The organism is Streptomyces nidicola, assembly GCF_050106155.1.
Lineage (GTDB): Bacteria > Actinomycetota > Actinomycetes > Streptomycetales > Streptomycetaceae > Streptomyces.
On sequence record NZ_JBNBPI010000001.1, the window covers coordinates 1,574,640 to 1,595,915 of the forward strand.

Here is a 21,276-nt window from a genome sequence, read left to right on the forward strand (position 1 = left end):
TCTCCTGTCGCACCTGTCGCACTCGCCATAACGCGCCTCCGGTCTCCTGCAGATCATCTGCGGCCTGGACGCTACACCGGGGCTACGACAACGCCTGGCCGAGCACGTACGAGGCCCACCCTGCGAGCACTCCCACTGGCAGGTCCTCGGAGCCGCTCAGCGCCACGTCGTCCGGCACCCGCCGACCCGGTAAACCTCGCCGGGCAGAGCACTAGCTAGGCGGAGGGCACGGAAGGCGGGGACGGCGTGGCAGCCGACAGGGCGCCGAGCACGTACGGCAGGTCCTCGCTGCCCGCGCCGATCAGTATGCGCGCGCCGGGCACCGGTCCGTCCAGGGCCTCGCACTCGGCGACGAGCCCGAATTGCGCCTCCTTCGCCCCGTCCGTACGCCCGTAGCGGCCGAACCGCAGCCGCAACGGGTCGTCACGGTGCGGTGGCCGTACCCGAACCAGGCGCAGAGTGCCGGGGAAGAGCCGCATCCCGAAGCTGCCGGTGCCCACGGCCGGTCCGGATACGGCGGCAAGCCCCTGCGGCCCGGTCCGCAGCCACCCCATCGACAGCAGCTGCCACGGGCCCGGACCCCACACGATGCCCTGGAAGCGGCGCTCCGCCACCGGCACGATGGGCTCCATCCGCACCAGTGCCGGCAGCCTGCGCCGCATCAACCGGTACGCCCAGCAGGCCATGCCCACCGCGCTCAGCGCACCCACGGCACCCCCGGTCCACGCCATCGTCCAGGGCCGGTCCTCCGCGAAGAACGCGCCGAGCGCCCCGCCCAGCCCAGCCATGGTGAAGGACACGCCCGGCACCACCGTCTGCCACGGCCAGTTCAACCGGGACACGCCCCCACGCACCATCCGCCACAGCCCCGACCACAGGAACGCCGCACCCAGCCCGGCGAGGGCCGCCCCGAATGCGGCAGGAAGCACGAACTCCCGGCCCGGGTAGTGCGCTGTGCGCAGCGTCAGCTCCTCACCGCCCGCCGACACCTCCAGCAGCCGCACCGAATCGCGCCACCAGAACAGGGTTGCCCTTCCGCGACCGTCGGCGGCTTCGACCAGGTCCCGGTCCGCGCCATCGATGTCCAGTTTGATGGCCAGCGTGCGCCCGCCGGTCCGGCCGAACTCGAACTGGTAGCGGGCCCCGGTCTTCTTGTGCAGCTTCAGCAGTACCTCGTCCACTGCCACCTGCTCCGCCCGCATGCAGAACGGCTCCTGGTACCGGTCCCCGCACACCTTCAGCCTGCCGGTGTCCCGCCCTTGGGCGTCGTGTATCGCCAGGCGTGGGAAGTCGAGGTCGGCGGAGCGGGCACGCTCCGCGCTCCGTGCCAGCTGCCACACCACCCCCAGCAGCACGACGGCCAACACCACCCGAACCGTCCCCCAGACCACGTCATGCACCCGCCCGCGCACCGGCCACACCTCCCCTGCCCCCGGACGCCCCTCGCGCCGGTGTGACAGATCGAAAGTGTGCCATCAGAGGTTCCAGCCCGTCCGCCGTCAGCTTCCGGCGCCGTCCGAGAGGCGGCGGTATGTCTCCGGCCGAGGCGGCATCCAGCAAGGTCGCCGCGACCATCGCCGCTCGAGTGGACGTGAGCAACCTGCGTCCGGTCGACATGGTGGTCGTGGGCAGCGTGGCCGTGAACCGCGCCGGCATCCGCATCGGCAAGGGCGCCGGCTACTCCGACCTGGAGTTCGCGTTCCTGATGGAAGCGGGTCTGATCAGCGAGCGCACCATCGTCGTCACCACCGTCCACTGCCTCCAGGTGGTGGACGAGGAGCTTCCGGCCACGGAACACGACTTCGGCGTAGACCTCATCGTCACCCCCGAAGAGATCATCACGTGTCCCGCGCCTCACCGGCCCTCGGGTCTGGTCTGGGAACACCTCGACGCGGCGAAGATCGCCTCGATTCCCGTACTCGCGGCGCGGGCACCCGCGGGCGACAGCTGAGGCCGACTACTCCAGGGGCAACGATGCTCTGTCGACAACGGCTGACTGCCCGTCGCCCTGAAGTAGAGGCCACTCAGCCACGCGTTCCCACGTCACGTCCGCAGCGATACCACCCGCCTGGGGCGGACGCCCTCCATCACGGCCGGTTGCGTTCTCAACGAGGCATCGACTGCTCATGTGACGGACACAGCGGGAGCGGAGCCTGAGACCCCTCGCCCCACCACGCCCAGCGCCACAGGGCACAATTCACGCCACTGCTCTCCAACCACATTGCCCCCGCAATACGGTCTGCGAGAGGATGTTCGGTGAACTATGGGACGTACGGTGCTCACGTGCCGCGCGAGGCACAGCGGTGCGCCGAGCCCTAGTGACCAAGGGGGAGCGATGAAGTTCGACATGGGGTCGACGACTCTGTCGACGCTGGCCAAGAGCACGAGCGGGTCGAGTGACGATCTGGGCGCGCTGATCCAGCAGTTGATCACCGCCGCGCAGCCGTTGGAGGGGAAGTTCAACGGTGAGGGCAAGGCGATGTTCGACGCGTTCAAGGCGAACGCGGACGACATCACGGCCGCGCTGAACGGTTCGCTGTCCTCGATCCTGGGCGGTCAGTCCGGGATGGACACCGCGTTCGGTACGGGCGACCAGGAGCAGTCCGACAACGCGCAACAGAACATGGGCGCCGCGAACTTCGACGCGGCACGCTTCAGCGGCTGAGACACACGGGGGTTTGACCATCATGGCGACGCAGGACCGACGTTCGTACGACACCGGCGCCTCCGCCGAGGTGCAGGGCAGCCTGCACGGCATCATCGGCCGCCTGGAGACCGTGCTCGGCGACCGCGACCGCGCGGTGAAGACGGCGATGGCCGACTACCAGGCCGACGGGGTCTCGGACGAGTACCACGGCAAGGAAGTCCGCTGGAACCGTGCCGCGAACGAGGTGCGCGACATCATCCAGCTGGTCCGCACGACGCTGGAGAAGAACGACGCCACGGCCCAGTCCACCCTCGCCCGGGCGCGTTCGGCCGTGAACAACATCGGCTGACGCACGCCGAGTTACGTGATGCGAGTACCGGCGCGGGCTCTGGCGCGCGCCGTCGACGGGGATGAGGGGGATGGTCGTGACGGGGTGGGACATCGACCCGGCCGGGGTGTCGGGCGTGCTGTCCAAGTCGGGCGCCGCCGCGCAGGACATGTCGAAGGCCGGCGGTGCGATGCAGAAGGATCTGGAGTCCGCTTCCTCCGCCGCGGGCACGCTCACCAGCCAGTACGGCCCCTACACCAGCACGGCGGGTGTGGTGGGTGCGGCGCTGGCCCAGTTCGCGCAGCACTGGAACCGGGACCTGCTGTATATCGCCAAGCGCACCGAGAATTCGCTGAACGGCGCGGCCGAGGCCACCGCCGCCTACATGCACGGTGCGCGTGAGCAGGCGGCGAACGCCCAGCAAGCCGCAGCCAAGGAGCCGAAGATCGACATGCCGGGGGCGGGCCAGGCCCAGGGTCCGGGCGCGGGTGAGACCGGGCGTCGTACGGAGGGGCGGTAGCGGTGAGCGAGCAGCTGATCGATCCGTCCGGGATCCCGCACTTCATCGGTGACCTGGCGACCCTGGACACCGATGTCACCAACCTGACTACGCACGCGGGAGAGTTCCGTTCGGCGGGCGCGGATGTGAACGCCGAGTTCCAGGGCCTGTCCGCGTTCTACCAGGCGCCGGAGGCGGACCAGTTGTTCGCCACCACGCTGCCGGTGAAGACGAAGACGGACGCGTTCGCCGACGACCTGGAGCAGGTGTCCTCCGCGCTGTCCGCCTACAGCAGCGAGGTCCAGCCGCTGGTCAAGAAGCTGGACACGCTCAAGGCGGACGCGACGGCGTTCGTGAACTCGGTGTCCGGGGACGACGACTGGCGCAAGGACCAGGACAAGGTCGACCACAACAACGACCTGTGGCACGACGTCAACCACACGGTCGCCGCGTTCCAGTCCGCCGAGCGCGCCGCCTACAACAAGATCATGGCGTTGATCGGCGGCACGGCGCTGACCACCGACGACGGCTCGCACGCCAAGAACATGTACGGCTTCAGGGCCGGCGACCTCGACCATGCCGAAGAGACTCCGTGGGGCTCGTCGGCCGAGCGCGAGTACGAGGGCCTGGCCTGGCTCGGGCACCAGATCAAGAGCTACGTGTGGGATGGCTTCATCGTCGACGGCGTGTGGGGCACCATCACGGGTCTGGGCACCCTCGTCGGCACCGACGGCTGGGCGGCGGCAGGTGAGGCCTGGAAGCATCTCGCCCAGCTGGGCACCGGCCTGGCCATCACCTCCACCGCCTTGTTCGGCGGTGCCGGGGTCGCGGCCGCCTACTGGACCGCCCCCGACGACAAACTCCCCTCCTGGCTGCGCGAATCGCGCACCACTATGAAGGAGACCGGCAAGGCCCTGGTCGCCTGGGACACCTGGAAGACCAACCCGTCCCGCGCAGCCGGAGCGGTCACCTTCAATGCCGTCACCGCCATCTTCACCGGCGGCGCGGGCAGCGCCGCCTCCGGCGCGGGCAAGGCGGGAGCGGTCGCCCGCGCGCTGTCCATCACAGGCAAGGCCGCGCGGATCGTCGACCCGATGACGTACGTCGGCAAGGCGGGCAAGTTCGCCTTCGTCAAGGTCGGTGACACCTTCAGCGCGCTGAAGAACCTCCGCACCGGCGCCTCGGTCGACCTGATCCGCCAGGCCGACGCATTCCGTTCGCCCAGCATTCCCGAAACGGCGATCCCGTACGTCGACAACGCCACCGGCAAGGTCGTCTACCTCACCGACCAAGGGCACCTGCTGAACGCCGACGGCAAGCTGGTCCAGCATGCCGACCAGGCGCCGGGTGAGGTGTCGGCGGCGGATCGGGCACGGCTGGATGCAGGCAGCAGCACACGTAATCCCGAACTGGTTGGCGCGCACAGGGCGACCAATGCGGTGTCGGACACGGGGCCCGGGGGCAGCGGACGCACAGGCGGAAGCGCCTCGGATGGAGCCGGCGGACACGCCACACCGGCCGGGCACATGGATTCCCCCCACAACAGCGAGTCGGCTGCTCACACAGGCGTCGACGGCGCGTCGGGAGGACGTGGCGGACATGGTGGTGGTCCCACTATCGGGCCCGGGCACCCCAGCGATCCAATATCGGGGCATGGCACCCCGGACACGCCCGGCGAAGGTCAGGCGCACGGCAGAACTTCGGACGGGCCCGCCGACATTGACCCAGCCAAGTACAGCAAGAACATCGACGACATCGCCCAGGCCAATACTGGATCCATGGAGCCGGCGCAGGAAGCCGCGGTCCTCGACGAACTGTCCCGCTCCAAAATGCCCGAGCCCGACCAACAGAAGGTGCTCCGCGCCCTGCGTAAGGACTCGTACGGGGCTGGCGTCGCTGAAATGATCTCTCGGGGGCATCTGCGGGAAGTGGACGGATACGGGAAGCTGCTGGACATGTGCAAGAACGGCCCGACCAAGGGCAATCCGAAGGGCATGGTCCCGGCTGCGTACATGGCCATGAGGCTGGCTACTGACTTGCAGGAGCACGGTGTCGGGCGGGTCGGGGTGGAACTCGACACGACGACGTTTGACCTGGACGTCTACTCTCGCCACGCCGACGGTTCCATCGACTACGGATACCAACTCAAGGACGTAGACAACATCAAGGGCATCAAGAGTGCGGTGGAGAAGGCGGCAAAGCAGCTCAACCACGAGGGGATCGACCACCGCGTCGCCATCCTGGACGTTCATCAGTCGATGCGAGATCTGACACCTCGAATGTTTGACAAGGCAGAATTTCAAGCGCGGGACATCGGCGCGACGTTCGTCCTTCGCTTCACCGACGGATCCATTTCTGTACCTCCGAACGGCCCCGCACTCCCCTAAGGAAAGACCATGTCGACCTTGATGCGTTCACCGAAGGAACGCGGTTCCTGGTACTGGGATCTCGACGAATTCGATGCACCGGGCCTGGAGACTGCACTGTTGCTCGGCGCGCGGGTGACTGAGGTGCTGACCCGACACGAACTCCTCACTCCAATCCAGTTGCAATACGTCTGGAACGTCACAGGCATGGGAACCACCGGAATCACCACCACGCTTGACCTCGCCAAGACATCGCTCGGCGACCAGAACCTTCCGGAACGGGTGCGTGGCAGCCGCCCATGCTCCCACCCGTCCGCTCATATCTCATTCGTCGAAGTGCTGGGCACGGGCACGTGGATCAACGAAGGGGGCGAAGCCCGGACCGAATACCGATTGGTCGACCTGTCCCTGTGCACCGCCCCCACCGGTCTCTCGGCCGAGCTGTCCGTGCACCATGACGTTTGGGGCCAATACGACTTCTCGGGACGGCCCCACCCCACCGTTCGTGCGAACAATGCCCCCAGGCTCACCGCCGCGCTGAACGATCTCTCGGACCTGCTTGGCATGCCTCCGGAACCCGGAGAACCGACCTACTTCGGGGCAGCTACCGTTGACGGCCTCGCTGAACCGGACGCGGACGAGCACGGCCTGGGCCCTGACGTGACGAACTGGTTCCACTGACAGACGGACCAAAAAGTGGATGGACATGGCGTGCCCCACGTTGATTCTCGCCACATTCTTCCCCGGGAGAATCTGGCGGCAGACCTGCTGGTGCTCAATCGCAACGTGACATGGGCGCTTGAAGACCTTGACGAGGCACCCGAGGCAGTCAGCGACGCCTTTCACTCGGCCCTGACTCGCGCACAGACCTGCTGTATCAAGGACCCGCTGGCAGATCAGTTCGAGACTTGGGATGCCTGGGTCACCGCTATGCAAGCGGGCGCCGCGCTCTTCGATGCCGCCGTGGTCAGTAGTGGAACGGTGCAGGCTCGCATCGCACGCGAGTTGCGGACCATCCCTGCCACGGGCGCACAGCCGCATGTCAACGCAGCCAACTGGACCACCGCGTTCTGGCTCTGCGTGATCTGCCGCGAAAAGGACCGTCTCACCAGGCTGTGCCAGGTTCCAGTCTCTCTGCTCCGGGCATCGGGCGCCGAGTCCGACGAATACATCTATGACTGGATTGAAGCGCTCCAAGCTTACTGGCTCGGTCGGCCAGGTTTGAGTGACAGGCTCGTGGCCGCAGCCCGGGGCACGACACCATCTGTGCCACGCATCGCTCCTTCTGATCTGTTGTCGAAAATTACGTGGCCCCCGATGGAGCTGCTGCATCAACTCCTCCGACAGGACCACTTTCGATTCAGCAGCACGCTTGCTCAGGCCGTGCAGTGGCACCGGGATTACTGGTCGGCGGACGAGGATCGTTCCCGCCTCAGTTCAGGAGCTGTCGCCGTCGGGCCACTCGCCATGGCGTGCCTCGCCCACGATGCGGGTTTCCCCGTCGACATAGAATCCGATTACCTTCCCAGAGCCCTCCTGCAGGGGGCGTGGGCAGGCGAGTTCGAGACCTGAGACTCCCACCGGAATTGAGTCATGCCAGCCCAGGATTACGACAGTCAGCTTCTCGAGTCGGTGGCGGTGCGCCGCCGACGGTTGCGCGATGCCGTGCTGTTCGGCGCGCGACGGCGACGCCGCACCGTGGATGAGCGGTTGGGGAAGGCGTTCGCCGGTGTCGTGATTGCCGCGGTGCTGTGTGCCGGATGTGTGGGCTGGTCGTTCATTTCGCATCGGGTGATCGGGAAGGCCGGATACGGGACGTCCACGCCCGCGTCGACGCCGTCAGCTCCTTCTGTTTCCGGCTCCGCAACGCCCCAGAGTGCGGATTCCGCCCGATGATAGGTTCGAACACGTGATATCCCAGGGGGCTGTGAGCCGTACGGTGTTGAGCCGTATCACGTTGGTCGGGGAGCGGCGCCGTATTGATCTGGTGCTGCCGTCGCAGGAGCCGATCGGGCTGCTTCTTCCTGAGGTGATGCGGCTGCTGGACGACCGGGTCGGTGAACGGCCGCAGGCTCGCCATCTGGTGACGGCCGACGGCAGTGCCCTGGAGCAGGACGCCACGTTGGAGTCCGCGGGCGTACCCGATGGTGCCGTGCTGCGGCTGGTATGCGTCGAGCACGCGCCGTCCACTCCCGTCGTGCATGACGTGAGTGATGAGGCGGCCGACGATCTGGATGTCAGGGCCTGGCGGTGGGGCGCGCGGTCGCGGAGGATCGTCTCTGCCGGCGCCTGTGTCGCCTGGGCCGTGGCCGCGTCGTTCATCGCCCGCGACGGGTACGAAGCGCGCACCGTCGGGAGCGCGCTGGCAATCACCGCAGCCGTCGCTGCAGTTGCCGGTGTGCTGCTCGGGCGGTCCGGGCGGAAGGGACTCGCCACGGCGCTGATCGGCGCGAGTGCCGCTGTCGGGATCGTGGCGGCGTGGTCGTTCGCGGACGCCAACGGGTGGTCCGCGGCGGTGCGGTGGGGCGCCGTGGTCGCGGTGGTGGTCGTGGCGTTGTTGCTGTTCGGTGGGTTCTCGCCGTTCGGGCGGGGTGCTCTTGTCGGTGCCGGTGCTCTGGCCGGGGTCGGGGTGTGCTGGGAGGTCGCGCTCGCCGTGCAGTCCGGCGGCGAGCAGGCCGTGGGCTCGGCTCGTGCTGCGGCGCTGCTCGCTGTGGTGTCGGTGGTGGCCTCGGGAGTACTGCCACGGCTTGCGTTGATGGCATCGGGGCTTTCCGGGCTCGACGACCGGCGCTCGGCAGGCACTTCGGTAAGTCGGCTCCAGGTGGGGACCGCGATGGCCGCTACGCACCGGGGCCTGGCCCTGGCGACGGTGGTGATGGCGGCCTCCGGAGCCCTCGCCGGCGTGCTGGTCGTCCGGACGGTATCGGTGTGGACGGTGCTCCTCGCGGTCACCGTCGCCCTCGCTCTCGCGCTGCGGGCCAGGGCGTATCCGCTGGTGGCCGAGGTCGTCGCGCTGCTGCTGGCGTCGGGTGTCGTCGTGGCGCGGCTGGCGTGGCTGTGGCTGGAAGAGCAGGGCGTTGCTGGGCCGCTCGCCGTGCTGGTGGTGCTGGCGCTGGTGCCACTCGGTGTGCTCGCCGTGGAGCCGGCCGAGCATGTACGCGTGCGGCTGCGCAAGGTCGGGGACGTATTGGAGTCGGTCGAGGTGATCGCTCTGTTCCCGTTGGTTCTCGGGGTGTTCGGGGTGTACGGGCGGCTGCTCGGCACGTTCGCGTAAGGGGGCGGTGATGACGACATCCGGCCGGTGGCAGAACGACATACTGCGAGAGCTCAACGCGTCCGCCGAGCAACCCGCACCTCCCGCACCTGACGATGGCCGCTCGCCGTTGCCCGTGCGTCGCCCTGACGAGCAGCGCCCTCACCCGGGGCAGCCACGCACCTCGGCCCGCCCGGCGGCGGAGCCGGCCGGTCCACAGCCGATGCCGCAGCCGCTGCCGCAAGCGGCGCCGCCCCATCCGGCCGGCCCGTCTCACCAGGCACCACCGGCCCCTCCGGCCCCCGCACCCGCACCCGCACCCGCACCCGCACCCGCACCCGCCCAGCCTCACCCCACCAGTCCCTCCCCCGCCGCACCACCGCCCAACGCGCCCCGATCCCCGGTCGCATCCCCAGAGTCCGTACCCACACTCGACCCGCGCCTCGCCTACGCACTGGGCACGCCGCAGCACGGCGACTCGCTGGCCCGACGCACCGGACGCGGCCTGCGCAAACTGGCCTCGTCCGCCGCGCACGACGTCGGCGAGGAGACCCGGCTCGCCGGGCTGTTGCAGCAGCCGGTAACCACCGGTCGCGTCATCGCGGTGACGTCGATCCGTGGCGGCGCGGGCAAGACCACCACCTCCGCGCTCCTCACGCGCACCCTCAGCCACTACCGGCACGACCCGGTCCTGGCCCTGGACGCGGACTCCGCGCTGGGCACGCTGCCGGTGCGCCTCGGGGCGGAGACCGTGCGCTGGTCGGCCACCGACCTGGCCCAGATCCTCACCCCGTCGATGCAACTGACCGACGTGACCGGCTACTTGGCGCCCATCGGGGACGGCGGCTGGCTGCTGCCCGCAAGCCAGGGCCGGCTCGGCGTCGCACCGCTGGACATCCCGATGTATCGCAAGGTGACACTCTCGCTGCGCCGCTACTTCGCGGTGACCGTGGTCGACTGCGAGTCGCTGCCCGGCGAGATCGCCCGCACCGCGATGGCCACCGCCCACACACGCATCGTGGTCGCGCCGCAGACCGCGGAGGGTGTGAACGGCAGCCGGATCGTCCTGGACTGGCTGGCCCAGCTGCCACAGGACGCGCTCGCCTCGACCATCGTGGCGCTCACCACGAACAGCACCGATCCGAGCCTGGAGTTGAAGGTCGCCATGGCCCATCTGCGCGAGACGGGTGTGACCGTCGTGCACCTGCCCTACGACCGCCATCTGGCGGGCGGCGGCCCCATCCGCACCGACCGGCTCGGCGAGGCCACCCGGCGTGCCGCCACCGAACTGTCCGCCGAGGCGATGCAGCGTGCGGTGCGCGTCCGATGACCCAACACCTGAAGCAGCAGGCGGTGCACGCTCGATGACCCAACACCTGAACCGGCAGGCGGTGCGCACCCGGTGACCCAGCACCTCGTCCACCGCCCGGCCCGCTCGCACCGCCCGCTGCCGCCCGCCGAAACCCGCACCATCGAGCCGCCGCCGAACCTGCCCGAGGGCAAGACGGGCAGCGCCGCCACCGCGCTGCTCCCCATGGCAGGTGTCATGGGATCGGTCGTGATGATGACGGTGATCCGCTCCAGCCAGTTCGCCGGGCTCGGCGCCGTCGTCCTGGTCATCGCACTGCTCGGCGCGGTGGCCCTGTTCCTCTCCCAGCGCGGCAAGGCCCAGCGCCAGCGGCGCACCCAGCGCGAGCGGTACCTGGAGTATCTGGAAGGTCTGCGCGCCGAGTTGGCCGACGCCGAGCGCGACCGTCGCCGCGCGGCCCGCTTCCTGCACCCGGACCCCGCAGCCCTCCACGACATCGTGCGTGACCCCGCCCGACTGTGGGAGCGACGCCGCTCCGACGCCGACTTCCTCCAGGCACGTATCGGCGTCGGCGACGTCCCCGTACAGGACCTGGCCGTCGGGCAGAACACGTCCGGGACGGCGATGACACCGCCCGACCCGTTCATGCTCAACGAGGCCCGCGCCCTCCAGGCCCGCTACGCCACCACACCCGACCACCCCGTGACCGTTCCGCTCGACCGGGCCGGCAATGTCAGTGTCGTCGGCGACCGCGAAGGTGTGCTGCGGGTCGCCAGAGCCCTGCTCATGCAGGTGGCGGCCACCCACGCCCCGGACGACGCGACCCTCGCACTGGCCGTGCCCGGGGAACGTATCGAGGAGTGGGAGTGGGCGAAGTGGCTCCCGCACACCCTCGACCCGAACGACACCCCCGACGGAGCCACCCCGGCACGCCGCATCGCGCCCGACCTGAACCAACTGGCCCAGGTGCTCGGCGCAGACCTCAAACAGCGCGCCACCTACGCCGCCGAGGTACGCCGCGGCCTCGCCGACCGGCGGGCCCTCGACCTCACCGACCGGCTCGTGGTCGTCCATGACACCTACGGCGAGAACGCCACCGACCTGCCCCGCCCCGACGCGGCCGTCCCGCTCCACGCCATGGGTGTCACCGTGGTCCACCTGCTGGCCGACCAGCGGCACGAGCCCGACCATGTCTCGGTGCGCATCACCGTCGACGAGGACCGGATCGCCGTCGACGATCTGCGCCCCCAACTCCCCGTACGCACATGGGGGCTTGCCGACGAGGCCGGACCGGCCGCCGCCGAAGGACTCGCCCGCGTCCTGGCCCCACTGCGCCTGTCGGCCGAATCCGCGGCCGAAGGCGCCCCGGTGTCCGGCCCCGTCGACTTCCCCCACCTGTTGGGCATCGAGGACATGGCGGCCCTCGACCTGCCCCGCCAGTGGGCACCACGCAGTGAGCGCGACTTCCTCCGCGTCCCAATCGGCCTCGACGACCGCCACCAGCCGATCCTCCTCGACCTCAAGGAATCCTCCGAACTCGGCATGGGCCCCCACGGGTTGTGCGTCGGCGCCACCGGCTCCGGCAAGAGCGAACTCCTGCGCACCCTCGTCCTCGCACTCACCGCCACGCACGCGCCGGACGACCTGGCGATGGTCCTCGTCGACTACAAGGGCGGCGCCACCTTCGCCCCGTTCACCGGCCTGCCGCACGTCGCCGGTGTCATCACCAACCTGGAAAACCAGGCCGGACTCGTCGAGCGCGTCCACACCTCCCTCGCCGGTGAGATCAAGCGCCGCCAACAGGTGTTGAAGGACGCGGGCAACATCGCCGACATCGGCCACTACCGCGCCCTGCGCGCGAACGAGCGGCCCGATCTCGAGCCGCTCCCCCACCTCTTCGTCGTCATCGACGAATTCGGTGAACTCCTCACGGCGAAACCGGACTTCATCGACCTGTTCCTGTCCATCGGCCGGATCGGCCGCTCGATCGGCGTGCACCTGCTGCTGTCCAGCCAGCGCATCGAGGGCGGCAACCTCAAGGGCCTGGAAACCTACCTGTCCTACCGCCTGGGCCTGCGCACCTTCTCCGCCGACGAGTCCCGTACGGTCCTGGAGACCACGGACGCCTTCCACCTGCCGCCCCTGCCCGGCTTCGGCTACCTCAAGGTCGACACCTCCACGTACACCCGGTTCAAGGCGGGCTACGTCTCCGGCGCCTACCGCGGCCCGGCACTCCACGACACCACGGCCGACGACACACCTCACGTATGGCCGTACCCGGCCTTCAACACACCCCAGGCACGGGGGAGTTCACCGGAGGACACCGAACCGACGACGATGCGGGAACGCGAGACGGGACCGACGGTCCTGTCCACCGCGGTCGCCCAACTCACCGAAGCCGCCGTCCAGCCGGTGCGCCGCATCTGGCTGCCCCCGCTCCCTGAGGCGACCACCCTGGACACGGCCGCGGGCCCCATCCAGGCCTCGACCGACGGCCTCCAACTCGCCACAGCAGAAGGCGGATTGCGCGCACCGCTCGGCATCCTCGATGACCCGGCCCGCCAGTGGCAGGGCCCCTGGATCCACGACCTCAACACGGCCGGCGGACACACCGCGATCATCGGCGGCCCCCAGTCCGGCAAAACAACCCTGCTGCGCACCCTCGCCCTGTCCCTCGCGCTCACCCACACCCCCACCGATGTCGCCCTCTACGGCCTGGACTTGGTCGGCGGCGGCCTGAGTGCGCTGGCGGACCTGCCGCACGTCGGCGGCATCGCGGGCCGCGCCGACCACGAACGCGCCGCACGCACCGTCGCCGAGGTCCGCGCCATGCTGGACCGCCGCGAGACCGCGTTCCGCGAGCACGGCATCGACTCCGTCGACCAACTGCGCACCCTGCGCGCCCAGGGCCGCCTGCCCGAACTCGGCTCCACCGACATCGTGTTGCTCATCGACGGCTACGGCGCGCTTCGCGACGAGTTCGCCCACCTCGACGAGACGGTTGCCGACCTCCTCAAGCGCGGCAGCGGCTATGGCATCCACATCGTGGCCGGCATGCTCCGCTGGAACGACGTCCGTATCGCCGCCCAGTCCATGTTCGGCAGCCGCATCGAACTGCGCCTCAACGACCCCGCCGACTCCTCCATCGACCGCAAACTCTCCGAGACACTGTCACCGGACACCCCGGGACGCGCCCTCACCGACGGCAAACTCTTCGCGCACACGGCCCTGCCGCGCATCGACACCAGGACCACCACCACGGACATCGGCCCCGCCCTGGAGGAGGCCGCCCGCACCATCCGCGCCACCTGGCACGGCGAACTCGCCGCCCCTGTACGGGTATTGCCGACCCGTCTTCCCGCACAACGTCTGCCGTCCGCCACCGCGGAACCGCACGCGGTACCCATCGGCCTCGACCAGGACTCCCTCTCCCCCGCCGTTCTGAACCTGTTCGGCACCGACCAGCACCTGCTGATCCTCGGCGACAACGAGTGCGGCAAGACCAACCTCCTGACTCTCATCTCCCGCTCCCTCGTCGACCGCTACGGAGACAAGGAGTTGGTCTTCGGTGTCTTCGACCCGCGTCGCGGCCTACGAGGCGCGATCCCCGAGCCGTACCGCGGCGGCTACGCCCACAACTCCAAGCTCGCGAACGCACTCGCAACCGGCATCTCGACCGAACTGGAAAAACGCCTCCCGGAAACCGCCGACCCTGACGCGACAGACACGGAACCGTCGTTCACCGGCCCACGCATCGTGATCCTCGTCGACGACTACGACATCCTCACCGCCGCCGGCCAGCACCCCCTGGACCCGTTCCTGCCGTACATCTCCTCGGCCCAGGACATCGGCCTGCACTTCGTCGTCACCCGCCGCGTCGCGGGCTCCTCCCGCGCCCTGTACGACCCGTTCCTCATGGCCCTGCGCGAAACCGGCGCCACCGCCCTGGTCATGACCGGTGACCGCAGCGAGGGCCAACTCCTGCCCGGCCTCTACGCATCCCCGCAGCCGCCCGGCCGCGGCACCCTGGCCCGCCGCGGCCGCCGCCACCAACTCATCCAGACCGCCATCGCGCCCGAAGCCGAATCTCACGAGGAGGCCCCGGCGTGACCCAGGACATCATCGCCCTCACCCCGAAGATGCCCGACCCCGCAGCCCTCCTCGCAGCCCTGCACGCCGGCGGCCCCGACCTCACCCTGACGACCACCGACGACGACGCGGTCATCCACCTGTGCACCGCGGCAGGCCGCCCCCTGGTCTCCGTCGAGGCACCGGTACTCGTCCACACGGCCGGCGAGGCGGAACGCCTCCTCGGCCCTCAACTCGCCGCGCCGGAACCGCCGTTCTGGTGGACCGAACTCCGCGCATCCAGCGCCGTCCCCGAGGCCGAAAGCATCGCCGCCTCGGTGGCCGCCCGCCTGACGATGCTGCTGGGCGGCACCACCTGGCCACGGGACACGCACACCACGGCCGTCGTAGACACGGCCGAGACGCCACCAGCCGACATCACCCCCACGCCCGCCGCAGCGGGTGCTCTCCCCATCGTCGACGCCCTGACCGACTCCACAGCAGTCGTCATCGCGGACCGGCCCGTCCTGGGCCTGACCACCTGGCTCGCCGACGTCCTACGCATCACAACCGCAGCCAACCGCGCCCTGCACATCGTGACACCACCCCACGCCCGCCTCACCCTGCCCCTACGGACAGCGCTGGGCGGCGCCCCCAACCGCTGGGTCATCCAACACCCACAAGACGGCTACTACGACGGCCTGTCCGGCGCCCAACTCACATGGCGAGAGGGCACGTTCACACCGGCCGGCATCGGCAAGGTCGCCACCGCCTTCACGACCGGCGTCGAGCCCACCCAAGAGCACCAACTCACGGTGTCATTCCGCACGCTCCACTCACCGGACGCGGACCTGACGCTCGGCACCGCACTGGAGACCGCCTGGCGCCACCTCGTGGGCACACCACCGGCCGGCTGGGGCACCGCCGAACCCATCAACCTCCCCTGGTCACCCCGCCAGTTGACCGACCTGGCCCGCGACCGCGCCCCCGAGCCCACCCACACCCTCGCGATCGGCACCCCGGACCGCCCGGCCATCGCCACCCACCGCACCACACGCACCACGACCAGCATCACCGAGGACATCACCCTCACGGTCGGCTACGACGCCGACGAGACCGTCCCTCTGGACGCCATCGAGCCCCTCGCCGCCGAACTCGTCGACGCCCACAACCTCGCTACGATGCTCACCACCCTCCGCGCGGCCCGCTCCGACCTCACCGTGCCACCGCTCCTGACCGCCCCACCGCTCCCGGTGACGTTCACCCTCGGTGCGTCCGACGTCCGCGCCATCGGCCTCGCCTACGCCCGCCGCCCACCGCTCGCGATGAAGCCGGTACAACTCGGCGCCACCGCAGCGCCATCGCTCCACTATCCGCTGGGCGATGGCACCAGCGCCGACGCCTGGGCAACACTCCGCACCCTGACCGAACACCTCAAGAGCCGCACCAGCGCAGCGGGGCTGCGGTAACCACGACCTGTCGGCCACCGCTGGAGCTCCGCGCCCAAACTCGATGGGGTCCCGACTGCTTGAGCTCGACGTCTTGCCCCCCATCCGTTCACGACAGCTCCCGAGGCTCCCTATGGCCGATGAAGTCGAGATTCTGTACCAGAAGACCGTCACACTCGTTTCGCCGGAGGACGAGATCGCCGGCCATCTGTTCGTCTCCATGTCCGGTCCCGGCTACACCGTCCGTATCAGCTGGAACCAGCACACTTCGGAGCACACGGCCTGGAATCTCTTTACTGCCCTCGTCAACGTGCGACGAGACCTGGAGAACCAGGGGCTGATCCCTGCAGTCGAGGGAGCTTGCCGCGATGTCTACCCCAGCAGGATGGCACTTGAAATGGGCGGAGGGCGACGGGCCCAACTCTGGACAACGCCTTCAAATCGGCCGTCCACCGTTGACGTATTCGCGGACGTCCCACCCCCTGGCTGGGTCCGCCTGGCGAGCGTAATTGATCAAGGAAATGCCCACAGAGCACGCACGAGTCGAAGCATTGGATGACCGGCGGATGATTGGGCCACCGGAGTCCGCAGATGTCCGAGCGCAGGCCGGCTTCAGACTTGCCGCCACGAACTCCCGAACCGCACCCTCACCTGGAACGAGCACCACTTCCGCCCCCCCTCCGCTAACGTCGGTGGGCTTCCCTCAATTTCGCACCTTTCCGGCCGGTCATTCCGGGTTTCCCCCTCGTCCACGATGCGGGCACGGCGCATACGCTTCGACAACGTCATCACCCGGACACCGAAGTCGGCAGCCTTCTGCTCCAGCGTCACCTCTCGGTCCGCGGGTGCGCGCCACTCGTACGACACCCTCGCGGAACTCCTCGGGGCAAGGCTTGGGTACAACGGCACGGCGCGCGCGATGCCCGACCGACTGGTCCGCGCGAGAATCACTCCGCTCACCGTCCAGCGGATCCGGAAGCTCGCCGAGACAGACCCGGACTGGCCCGTCCCTTTGGACCAGGCCCCGAAGGTTGGACGCATCCGGCTCTTCGACTGGCGCGTGCTTGAGCCGTGCTTCCGGAGCAGGAAGACGCGGCAGGGGCACCGAACGGACCGGCTTGGTCCGCCGACGAAGGGTGCAGTCGATGATGGCGCTGAGCGCGGAGACGGGGCAGGCTAGGCGGGCTGCCGTGTACCGCTTGTACGGCGAGGGCGGCGCGCTGCTTGCAGTGAAGGAACGTAGGCGTCGACAGGCTACGGAAGCGCAGCGGCAGCGAGAGAAGGGCTGCGACGTTTCGACAGACCGAAGACCCCCGGACGGGCCTTCGGCACCTGCACCACCTATCGCAGATTGTTGTTCACGATCAGAAGAATGATCGCGATCATCAGCAGCGAAATAGGCTCCATGGCCGGACTCCCTCGTTCGGTGCCCCTCGGGGCGTCGGTTAAAAGGGAACCGGCACTTCGGTGCAGGCAAGTAGCAGTGTGGCCCTATAACGGCGGGACGTCAGTAGCTGGGGCAGCTTCTTTCCGTGCCGCCGCGTTGGAGAGGGCGGCGTGAGATTTGCAGGGCGCGCTGCCGGACTGCCCCGTCGGCTGACGCAAGGTGTGGCGGCTGTACGGCCGCGAGTCAGTCGGCGCGTCTGCGTCGCCGCTCTCTATCCTCGACCTCGGCTACGTAGTCGTCATAGTCGGGGGTGTCGGCGAGCGTCGCGTAATGGTCATCGAGGTCGAGTCGAAGATCGGCGGCGAACCTGCTGGGTGACGGGAGGTCGTCTCCGCGAATGTAGGCAAAGAGTAGCTGGCTCAACTCCTCGCCCGGTTGGGCCACAGTGTCCGGGATTGATCGACTATCTGGGAGATGTTCGCACCACGACATCGCGCTGCCAGCGAGGCGGGTGAGTTCGTGGACTCGGACGCGCAGGTCCCTATTGGGAATCCGCAACACGGCACGATCCGCCCGGCTAAGAAGCCATTTCAATTGGCGTGATCTTGCGGCAGTCTGGGGTGATGACTGCTGCGCTTGTCGAACGGATGGCGCCGGAAGACCTGTGGGAGTTGTTCCAACGGGTGGTGCCGCCGGCACCGGTTCGCCCGCAGGGTGGAGGCCATCGTCGACGAGGTGACCGAGAGGTGCTGGCCGCAATCATTTTTGTGGCCACCTCGGGCTGCACGTGGAACCAACTGCCGCCCGGCTTCGGGCTGTCGGGGGTGACCGCCTTCCGCCGGTTCACCGAGTGGACCGAAGCCCGGGTGTGGGCCAAGCTCCACCGCCTGGTCCTGGACGAACTCGGTTCCCAGGGCGGGCTGAACTGGTCGCGGTGTGCGATCGACTCCGTCAGCGTCCGGGCCCTCAAAGGGGGCTGCTGACGGGACCGAATCCGACCGACCGTGGCAAGAACGGGTCGAAAATCCATTTGATCGTCGACCGTCGCGGGTTGCCCCTGTCGATCGGCATCTCTGCCGCGAATCTCCACGACAGTCAGGCACTCATCCCGCTGGTCCGGGGCATCCCTCCGATCCGCTCACGTCGCGGCCGGCGACGCCGGCGGCCCGGCAAGCTGCACGGTGACAAGGGCTACGACTACCGCCACCTGCGACGGTGGCTGGCATCCCGCGGCATCCAACACCGCCTCGCCCGCAGGGGCATCGAGTCATCCCGACACCTGGCCCGGAACCGCTGGGTCGTGGAGCGGACCGTGTGCGCCACGAGGCGCTCTGTTTGTATCCCCAGCTGAGCCGGGAGGAACTCGGAAGGAGGTTCCTGGGCCCGATGACTTACCTGGATCTGAAAGTGAAAGGGACAAAAGCATGTCAGGAAACCAGTGACCGGGGCCAGTTGTCCGACACGGTGCACTGGGTGGCCCGCGTGATATGGCGAAGACTGGATTGTTTGAAGCCCAATCTCCAGAAGATGCAAGTTCCCATCCGTCGGAAAGGCAGCTGAAACCGACGCCGCGCTCTGCACTGACTTCGATTCGTGTGGTCGGGGCAACTTCCGGAGCACGGAGCGATGTCCAACGAGGACATTCAAGGAGATGAGTGGGACGCCTACGTCACGCTAGAACGTACAGACAGAGACGAACGTGGGATCGCCTACGGGACGCGAGTCCTACGGCGACGGAGGCCTCGTAGTAGTCGTCGGAGTAGCGCCCGGCCAGGGAGGACGGGAAAGCCGTCCGCAGGGCGAAGGGGGCCAGGTGGTTCGGACACCCGAACTCGGGAGGTATGCGAAATGCAGAGCGCCGCAACGGTGCTGGGTGTCCTGCGCGAACGCGGCAGGCGGGGCTTGCCGTGTAATGAACTGTATCGACAGTTGTTCAACCCGCAGTTGTATCTGCTGGCTTACGGACGCATCTACGCCAACCACGGTGCGATGACGCCCGGAGTCACGTCGGAAACTGTGGACGGCATGTCGCAGCGGAAAATTGAACGGACCATTGAGGCGATGCGCCACGAGCGCTATCGTTTCCGTCCGGTCCGGCGTGTCCATATTCCGAAAAGGAATGGCAAGACGCGTCCGCTGGGCCTACCGACCTGGTCGGACAAACTCGTTGGCGAAGTCGTGCGCCTCCTGCTGGAGGCGTATTACGAGCCGACGTTCTCCGATCGCTCGCACGGGTTTCGCCCCCGGCGTGGCTGCCATACCGCCTTGCGGGAGGTCGACCACACTTGGACCGGGACAGCCTGGTTCATCGAGGGCGATATCGCCGACTGCTTCGGCAGTTTGGACCACCAGATTCTCCTGGTGATTCTCGGCGAGAGGATCCGTGACCAGCGGTTTCTGCGGCTGGTGCGGAACATGCTGACAGCCGGATATCTGGAGGACTGGAGGTGGGGCGCCACGCTCTCCGGGGCACCGCAGGGCGGAGTGGCCTCCCCGATCCTGTCCAACATCTACCTGCACAAGTTGGACGAGTTCGTAGAGTCGGTACTGATTCCGGAGTACACCCGAGGGGAACGTCGGGCCCGAAACCCGGCGTATTTGGAGTTGGCGAACCGGCTGGCGAAAGCTCGCCGGCGCGGCGATCGGGCCCAGGCCCGGAATCTGCGTCAACAGATGACCAGCCTGCCGAGCTCGGACCCCAATGATCCGGGCTACCGGAGGCTGCGCTACGTCCGTTACGCGGACGATCATCTCCTTGGATTCACCGGACCGAAGGCCGAGGCCGAGCAGATCAAGCAGCGCCTGGCAGCGTTCCTGCATGACGAACTCAAGCTGGAACTTTCCCAGGAGAAGACATTGATCACTCATGCCCGAACCGGGGCAGCGAGGTTCCTCGGCTATGAGATCACGATCCAGCACAACGACACAAAGAGGACTGGCCGTTACCGACGGGTCAACGGTCAGATCGCACTGCGTGTCCCCCTGGATGTGATCAAGGCCAAGTGCGTGCCCTATCTCGCCCGCGGCAGGCCCGCGAAGCGAAAGGAACTCGTCAACAGCAACGACCATGCAATCGTCGCTACGTTCGGGTCCGTATATCGGGGCATCGTCCAGTACTACCTGCTCGCCGGGGATGTTTCCCGACTGCACCGCCTGCGATGGGTCATGGAGACGTCCATGCTCAAGACCCTTGCGGCAAAGCACCGTTCGTCTGTGTCGAAAATGGCCGCCAAGCACAAGGCCAGAATCGACACAGAGCAGGGGCCCCGAGTTTGTTTTGAGGCCCGCATCGAGCGGATGAACAGGAAGCCACTGGTGGCGCGGTTCGGAGGAATTCCCCTAGACCGGCAGCGGTCGGCGTTGATCGTGGACCGTCGGCCGGTCTGGGTGGACTATCCGCATAAAGAGCTGGTCACACGGCTCTTGGCGGACACCTGTGAGGTCTGCGGGAGCACCGGTGATGTCACGGTGCATCACATTCGTGTCCTTGCCGATCTTGCTCATGCCGGATGGCCGCCGTCTGACTGGGCGCGCGTCATGCTCGACCGGCGCCGCAAAACGGTCGTGGCCTGCGATACCTGCCACGACCGCATCCATGAGGCACGGGCGACCAGATCATTCACGCCGTGATCACTGGAGAGCCGGATGACCGGGAAACCGTCAAGTCCGGTTCGGCGGGAGGCCGCGAGGAAAAGGACCTGCCACGGCAGGCACCTCGCCGCGCGGCCGACCCAACGTCCTGGCTATCCGGCTGCCGACGCCTCCACCGCCGCTACGAGCGAAAGCCAGAACACTTCCTCGCCTTCACCTCCATCGCCGCGACCCTCATTTGTCACCGCAGACTGACCAACTGAAATGGCGTCTAAGTCGCTGCTTGGCTTCTGCCTCCCGTGTGTCCCATTCCCCGGTGGGGGGGCCGGGTTGCGAGCTCGTGCACTCCGTCGAGTTCCGCGAGGGCAAGTTCGACCGCG

Annotated in this window: 15 protein-coding genes and 2 pseudogenes; 15 read left to right on the top strand and 2 right to left on the bottom strand. The window is 68.1% G+C overall.

What is annotated here, in order from left to right:
• Positions 1-215: 215 nt before the first annotated feature.
• Positions 216-1,367, bottom strand: coding sequence for a hypothetical protein (locus ACOKM3_RS07455; protein WP_426898178.1), 1,152 nt, complete (start codon positions 1,365-1,367; stop codon positions 216-218).
• A 164-nt stretch (positions 1,368-1,531) separates the two neighbouring features.
• Between ACOKM3_RS07455 and ACOKM3_RS07460 the strand changes: the two genes are divergently transcribed.
• From ACOKM3_RS07460 to ACOKM3_RS07515, 12 genes are all read left to right on the top strand, one after another.
• Positions 1,532-1,951, top strand: coding sequence for a 5-formyltetrahydrofolate cyclo-ligase (locus tag ACOKM3_RS07460; protein WP_426898180.1), 420 nt, complete (start codon positions 1,532-1,534; stop codon positions 1,949-1,951).
• A gap of 384 nt (positions 1,952-2,335) precedes the next feature.
• Complete coding sequence (locus tag ACOKM3_RS07465; RefSeq protein ID WP_426898182.1) at positions 2,336-2,665, top strand: hypothetical protein; 330 nt, start codon at positions 2,336-2,338, stop codon at positions 2,663-2,665.
• Between the two features lie 22 nt (positions 2,666-2,687).
• Positions 2,688-2,996, top strand: a complete 309-nt coding sequence (locus ACOKM3_RS07470) for a pore-forming ESAT-6 family protein (RefSeq protein ID WP_267068312.1) — start codon at positions 2,688-2,690, stop codon at positions 2,994-2,996.
• A 76-nt stretch (positions 2,997-3,072) separates the two neighbouring features.
• Positions 3,073-3,495 (top strand): DUF6507 family protein, encoded by a 423-nt coding sequence (locus ACOKM3_RS07475; protein WP_426898184.1) that lies wholly within the window; start codon positions 3,073-3,075, stop codon positions 3,493-3,495.
• Between the two features lie 2 nt (positions 3,496-3,497).
• Complete coding sequence (locus tag ACOKM3_RS07480; protein WP_426898186.1) at positions 3,498-5,861, top strand: hypothetical protein; 2,364 nt, start codon at positions 3,498-3,500, stop codon at positions 5,859-5,861.
• 9 nt (positions 5,862-5,870) lie between these two features.
• A complete protein-coding gene (locus tag ACOKM3_RS07485; protein WP_426898188.1) occupies positions 5,871-6,521 on the top strand; it encodes a hypothetical protein in 651 nt (216 codons plus the stop codon).
• A gap of 30 nt (positions 6,522-6,551) precedes the next feature.
• Positions 6,552-7,412, top strand: coding sequence for an immunity 49 family protein (locus ACOKM3_RS07490; RefSeq protein ID WP_426898189.1), 861 nt, complete (start codon positions 6,552-6,554; stop codon positions 7,410-7,412).
• Positions 7,413-7,433: 21 nt separating this feature from the next.
• Positions 7,434-7,736, top strand: coding sequence for a hypothetical protein (locus ACOKM3_RS07495; RefSeq protein WP_426898191.1), 303 nt, complete (start codon positions 7,434-7,436; stop codon positions 7,734-7,736).
• Between the two features lie 31 nt (positions 7,737-7,767).
• On the top strand, positions 7,768-9,114 hold the full coding sequence (gene eccD, locus ACOKM3_RS07500) for a type VII secretion integral membrane protein EccD (RefSeq protein WP_426898193.1): 1,347 nt from the start codon (positions 7,768-7,770) through the stop codon (positions 9,112-9,114).
• 202 nt (positions 9,115-9,316) lie between these two features.
• Positions 9,317-10,423 (top strand): MinD/ParA family ATP-binding protein, encoded by a 1,107-nt coding sequence (locus ACOKM3_RS07505; RefSeq protein WP_426898195.1) that lies wholly within the window; start codon positions 9,317-9,319, stop codon positions 10,421-10,423.
• A 72-nt stretch (positions 10,424-10,495) separates the two neighbouring features.
• Positions 10,496-14,512, top strand: coding sequence for a type VII secretion protein EccCa (gene eccCa, locus ACOKM3_RS07510; RefSeq protein ID WP_426898197.1), 4,017 nt, complete (start codon positions 10,496-10,498; stop codon positions 14,510-14,512).
• Positions 14,509-15,939 (top strand): DUF6177 family protein, encoded by a 1,431-nt coding sequence (locus tag ACOKM3_RS07515; protein ID WP_426898199.1) that lies wholly within the window; start codon positions 14,509-14,511, stop codon positions 15,937-15,939. The genes eccCa and ACOKM3_RS07515 overlap by 4 nt, the downstream gene beginning before the upstream one ends.
• A gap of 1,609 nt (positions 15,940-17,548) precedes the next feature.
• On the opposite strand, the gene ACOKM3_RS07520 is transcribed toward ACOKM3_RS07515, so the two are convergent.
• Entirely contained in the window at positions 17,549-17,728 is a 180-nt protein-coding gene (locus ACOKM3_RS07520; protein ID WP_426898201.1) for a hypothetical protein, read from the bottom strand.
• 200 nt (positions 17,729-17,928) lie between these two features.
• Here ACOKM3_RS07520 and ACOKM3_RS07525 point away from each other — a divergent pair.
• The 3 genes and pseudogenes from ACOKM3_RS07525 to ACOKM3_RS07535 all read left to right on the top strand — a co-directional run.
• A pseudogene (locus ACOKM3_RS07525) lies at positions 17,929-18,620 on the top strand (IS5 family transposase); the annotation flags it as partial.
• Positions 18,621-19,153: 533 nt separating this feature from the next.
• Positions 19,154-20,935: a reverse transcriptase domain-containing protein gene (locus ACOKM3_RS07530; RefSeq protein WP_426898203.1), complete on the top strand. Its 1,782-nt coding sequence runs from the start codon at positions 19,154-19,156 to the stop codon at positions 20,933-20,935.
• A 107-nt stretch (positions 20,936-21,042) separates the two neighbouring features.
• Positions 21,043-21,159: pseudogene (locus tag ACOKM3_RS07535) on the top strand (IS5/IS1182 family transposase); the annotation flags it as partial.
• Between the last annotated feature and the right edge of the window lie 117 nt (positions 21,160-21,276).

Coding starts and splice junctions, on each gene's coding strand:
- ACOKM3_RS07505 (WP_426898195.1), top strand. CDS start 9,317: ATGCCGCAGCCGCTGCCGCAAGCGGCGCCGCCCCATCCGGCCGGCCCG.
- ACOKM3_RS07470 (WP_267068312.1), top strand. CDS start 2,688: ATGGCGACGCAGGACCGACGTTCGTACGACACCGGCGCCTCCGCCGAG.
- ACOKM3_RS07530 (WP_426898203.1), top strand. CDS start 19,154: ATGCAGAGCGCCGCAACGGTGCTGGGTGTCCTGCGCGAACGCGGCAGG.
- ACOKM3_RS07465 (WP_426898182.1), top strand. CDS start 2,336: ATGAAGTTCGACATGGGGTCGACGACTCTGTCGACGCTGGCCAAGAGC.
- ACOKM3_RS07460 (WP_426898180.1), top strand. CDS start 1,532: ATGTCTCCGGCCGAGGCGGCATCCAGCAAGGTCGCCGCGACCATCGCC.
- ACOKM3_RS07485 (WP_426898188.1), top strand. CDS start 5,871: ATGTCGACCTTGATGCGTTCACCGAAGGAACGCGGTTCCTGGTACTGG.
- ACOKM3_RS07495 (WP_426898191.1), top strand. CDS start 7,434: ATGCCAGCCCAGGATTACGACAGTCAGCTTCTCGAGTCGGTGGCGGTG.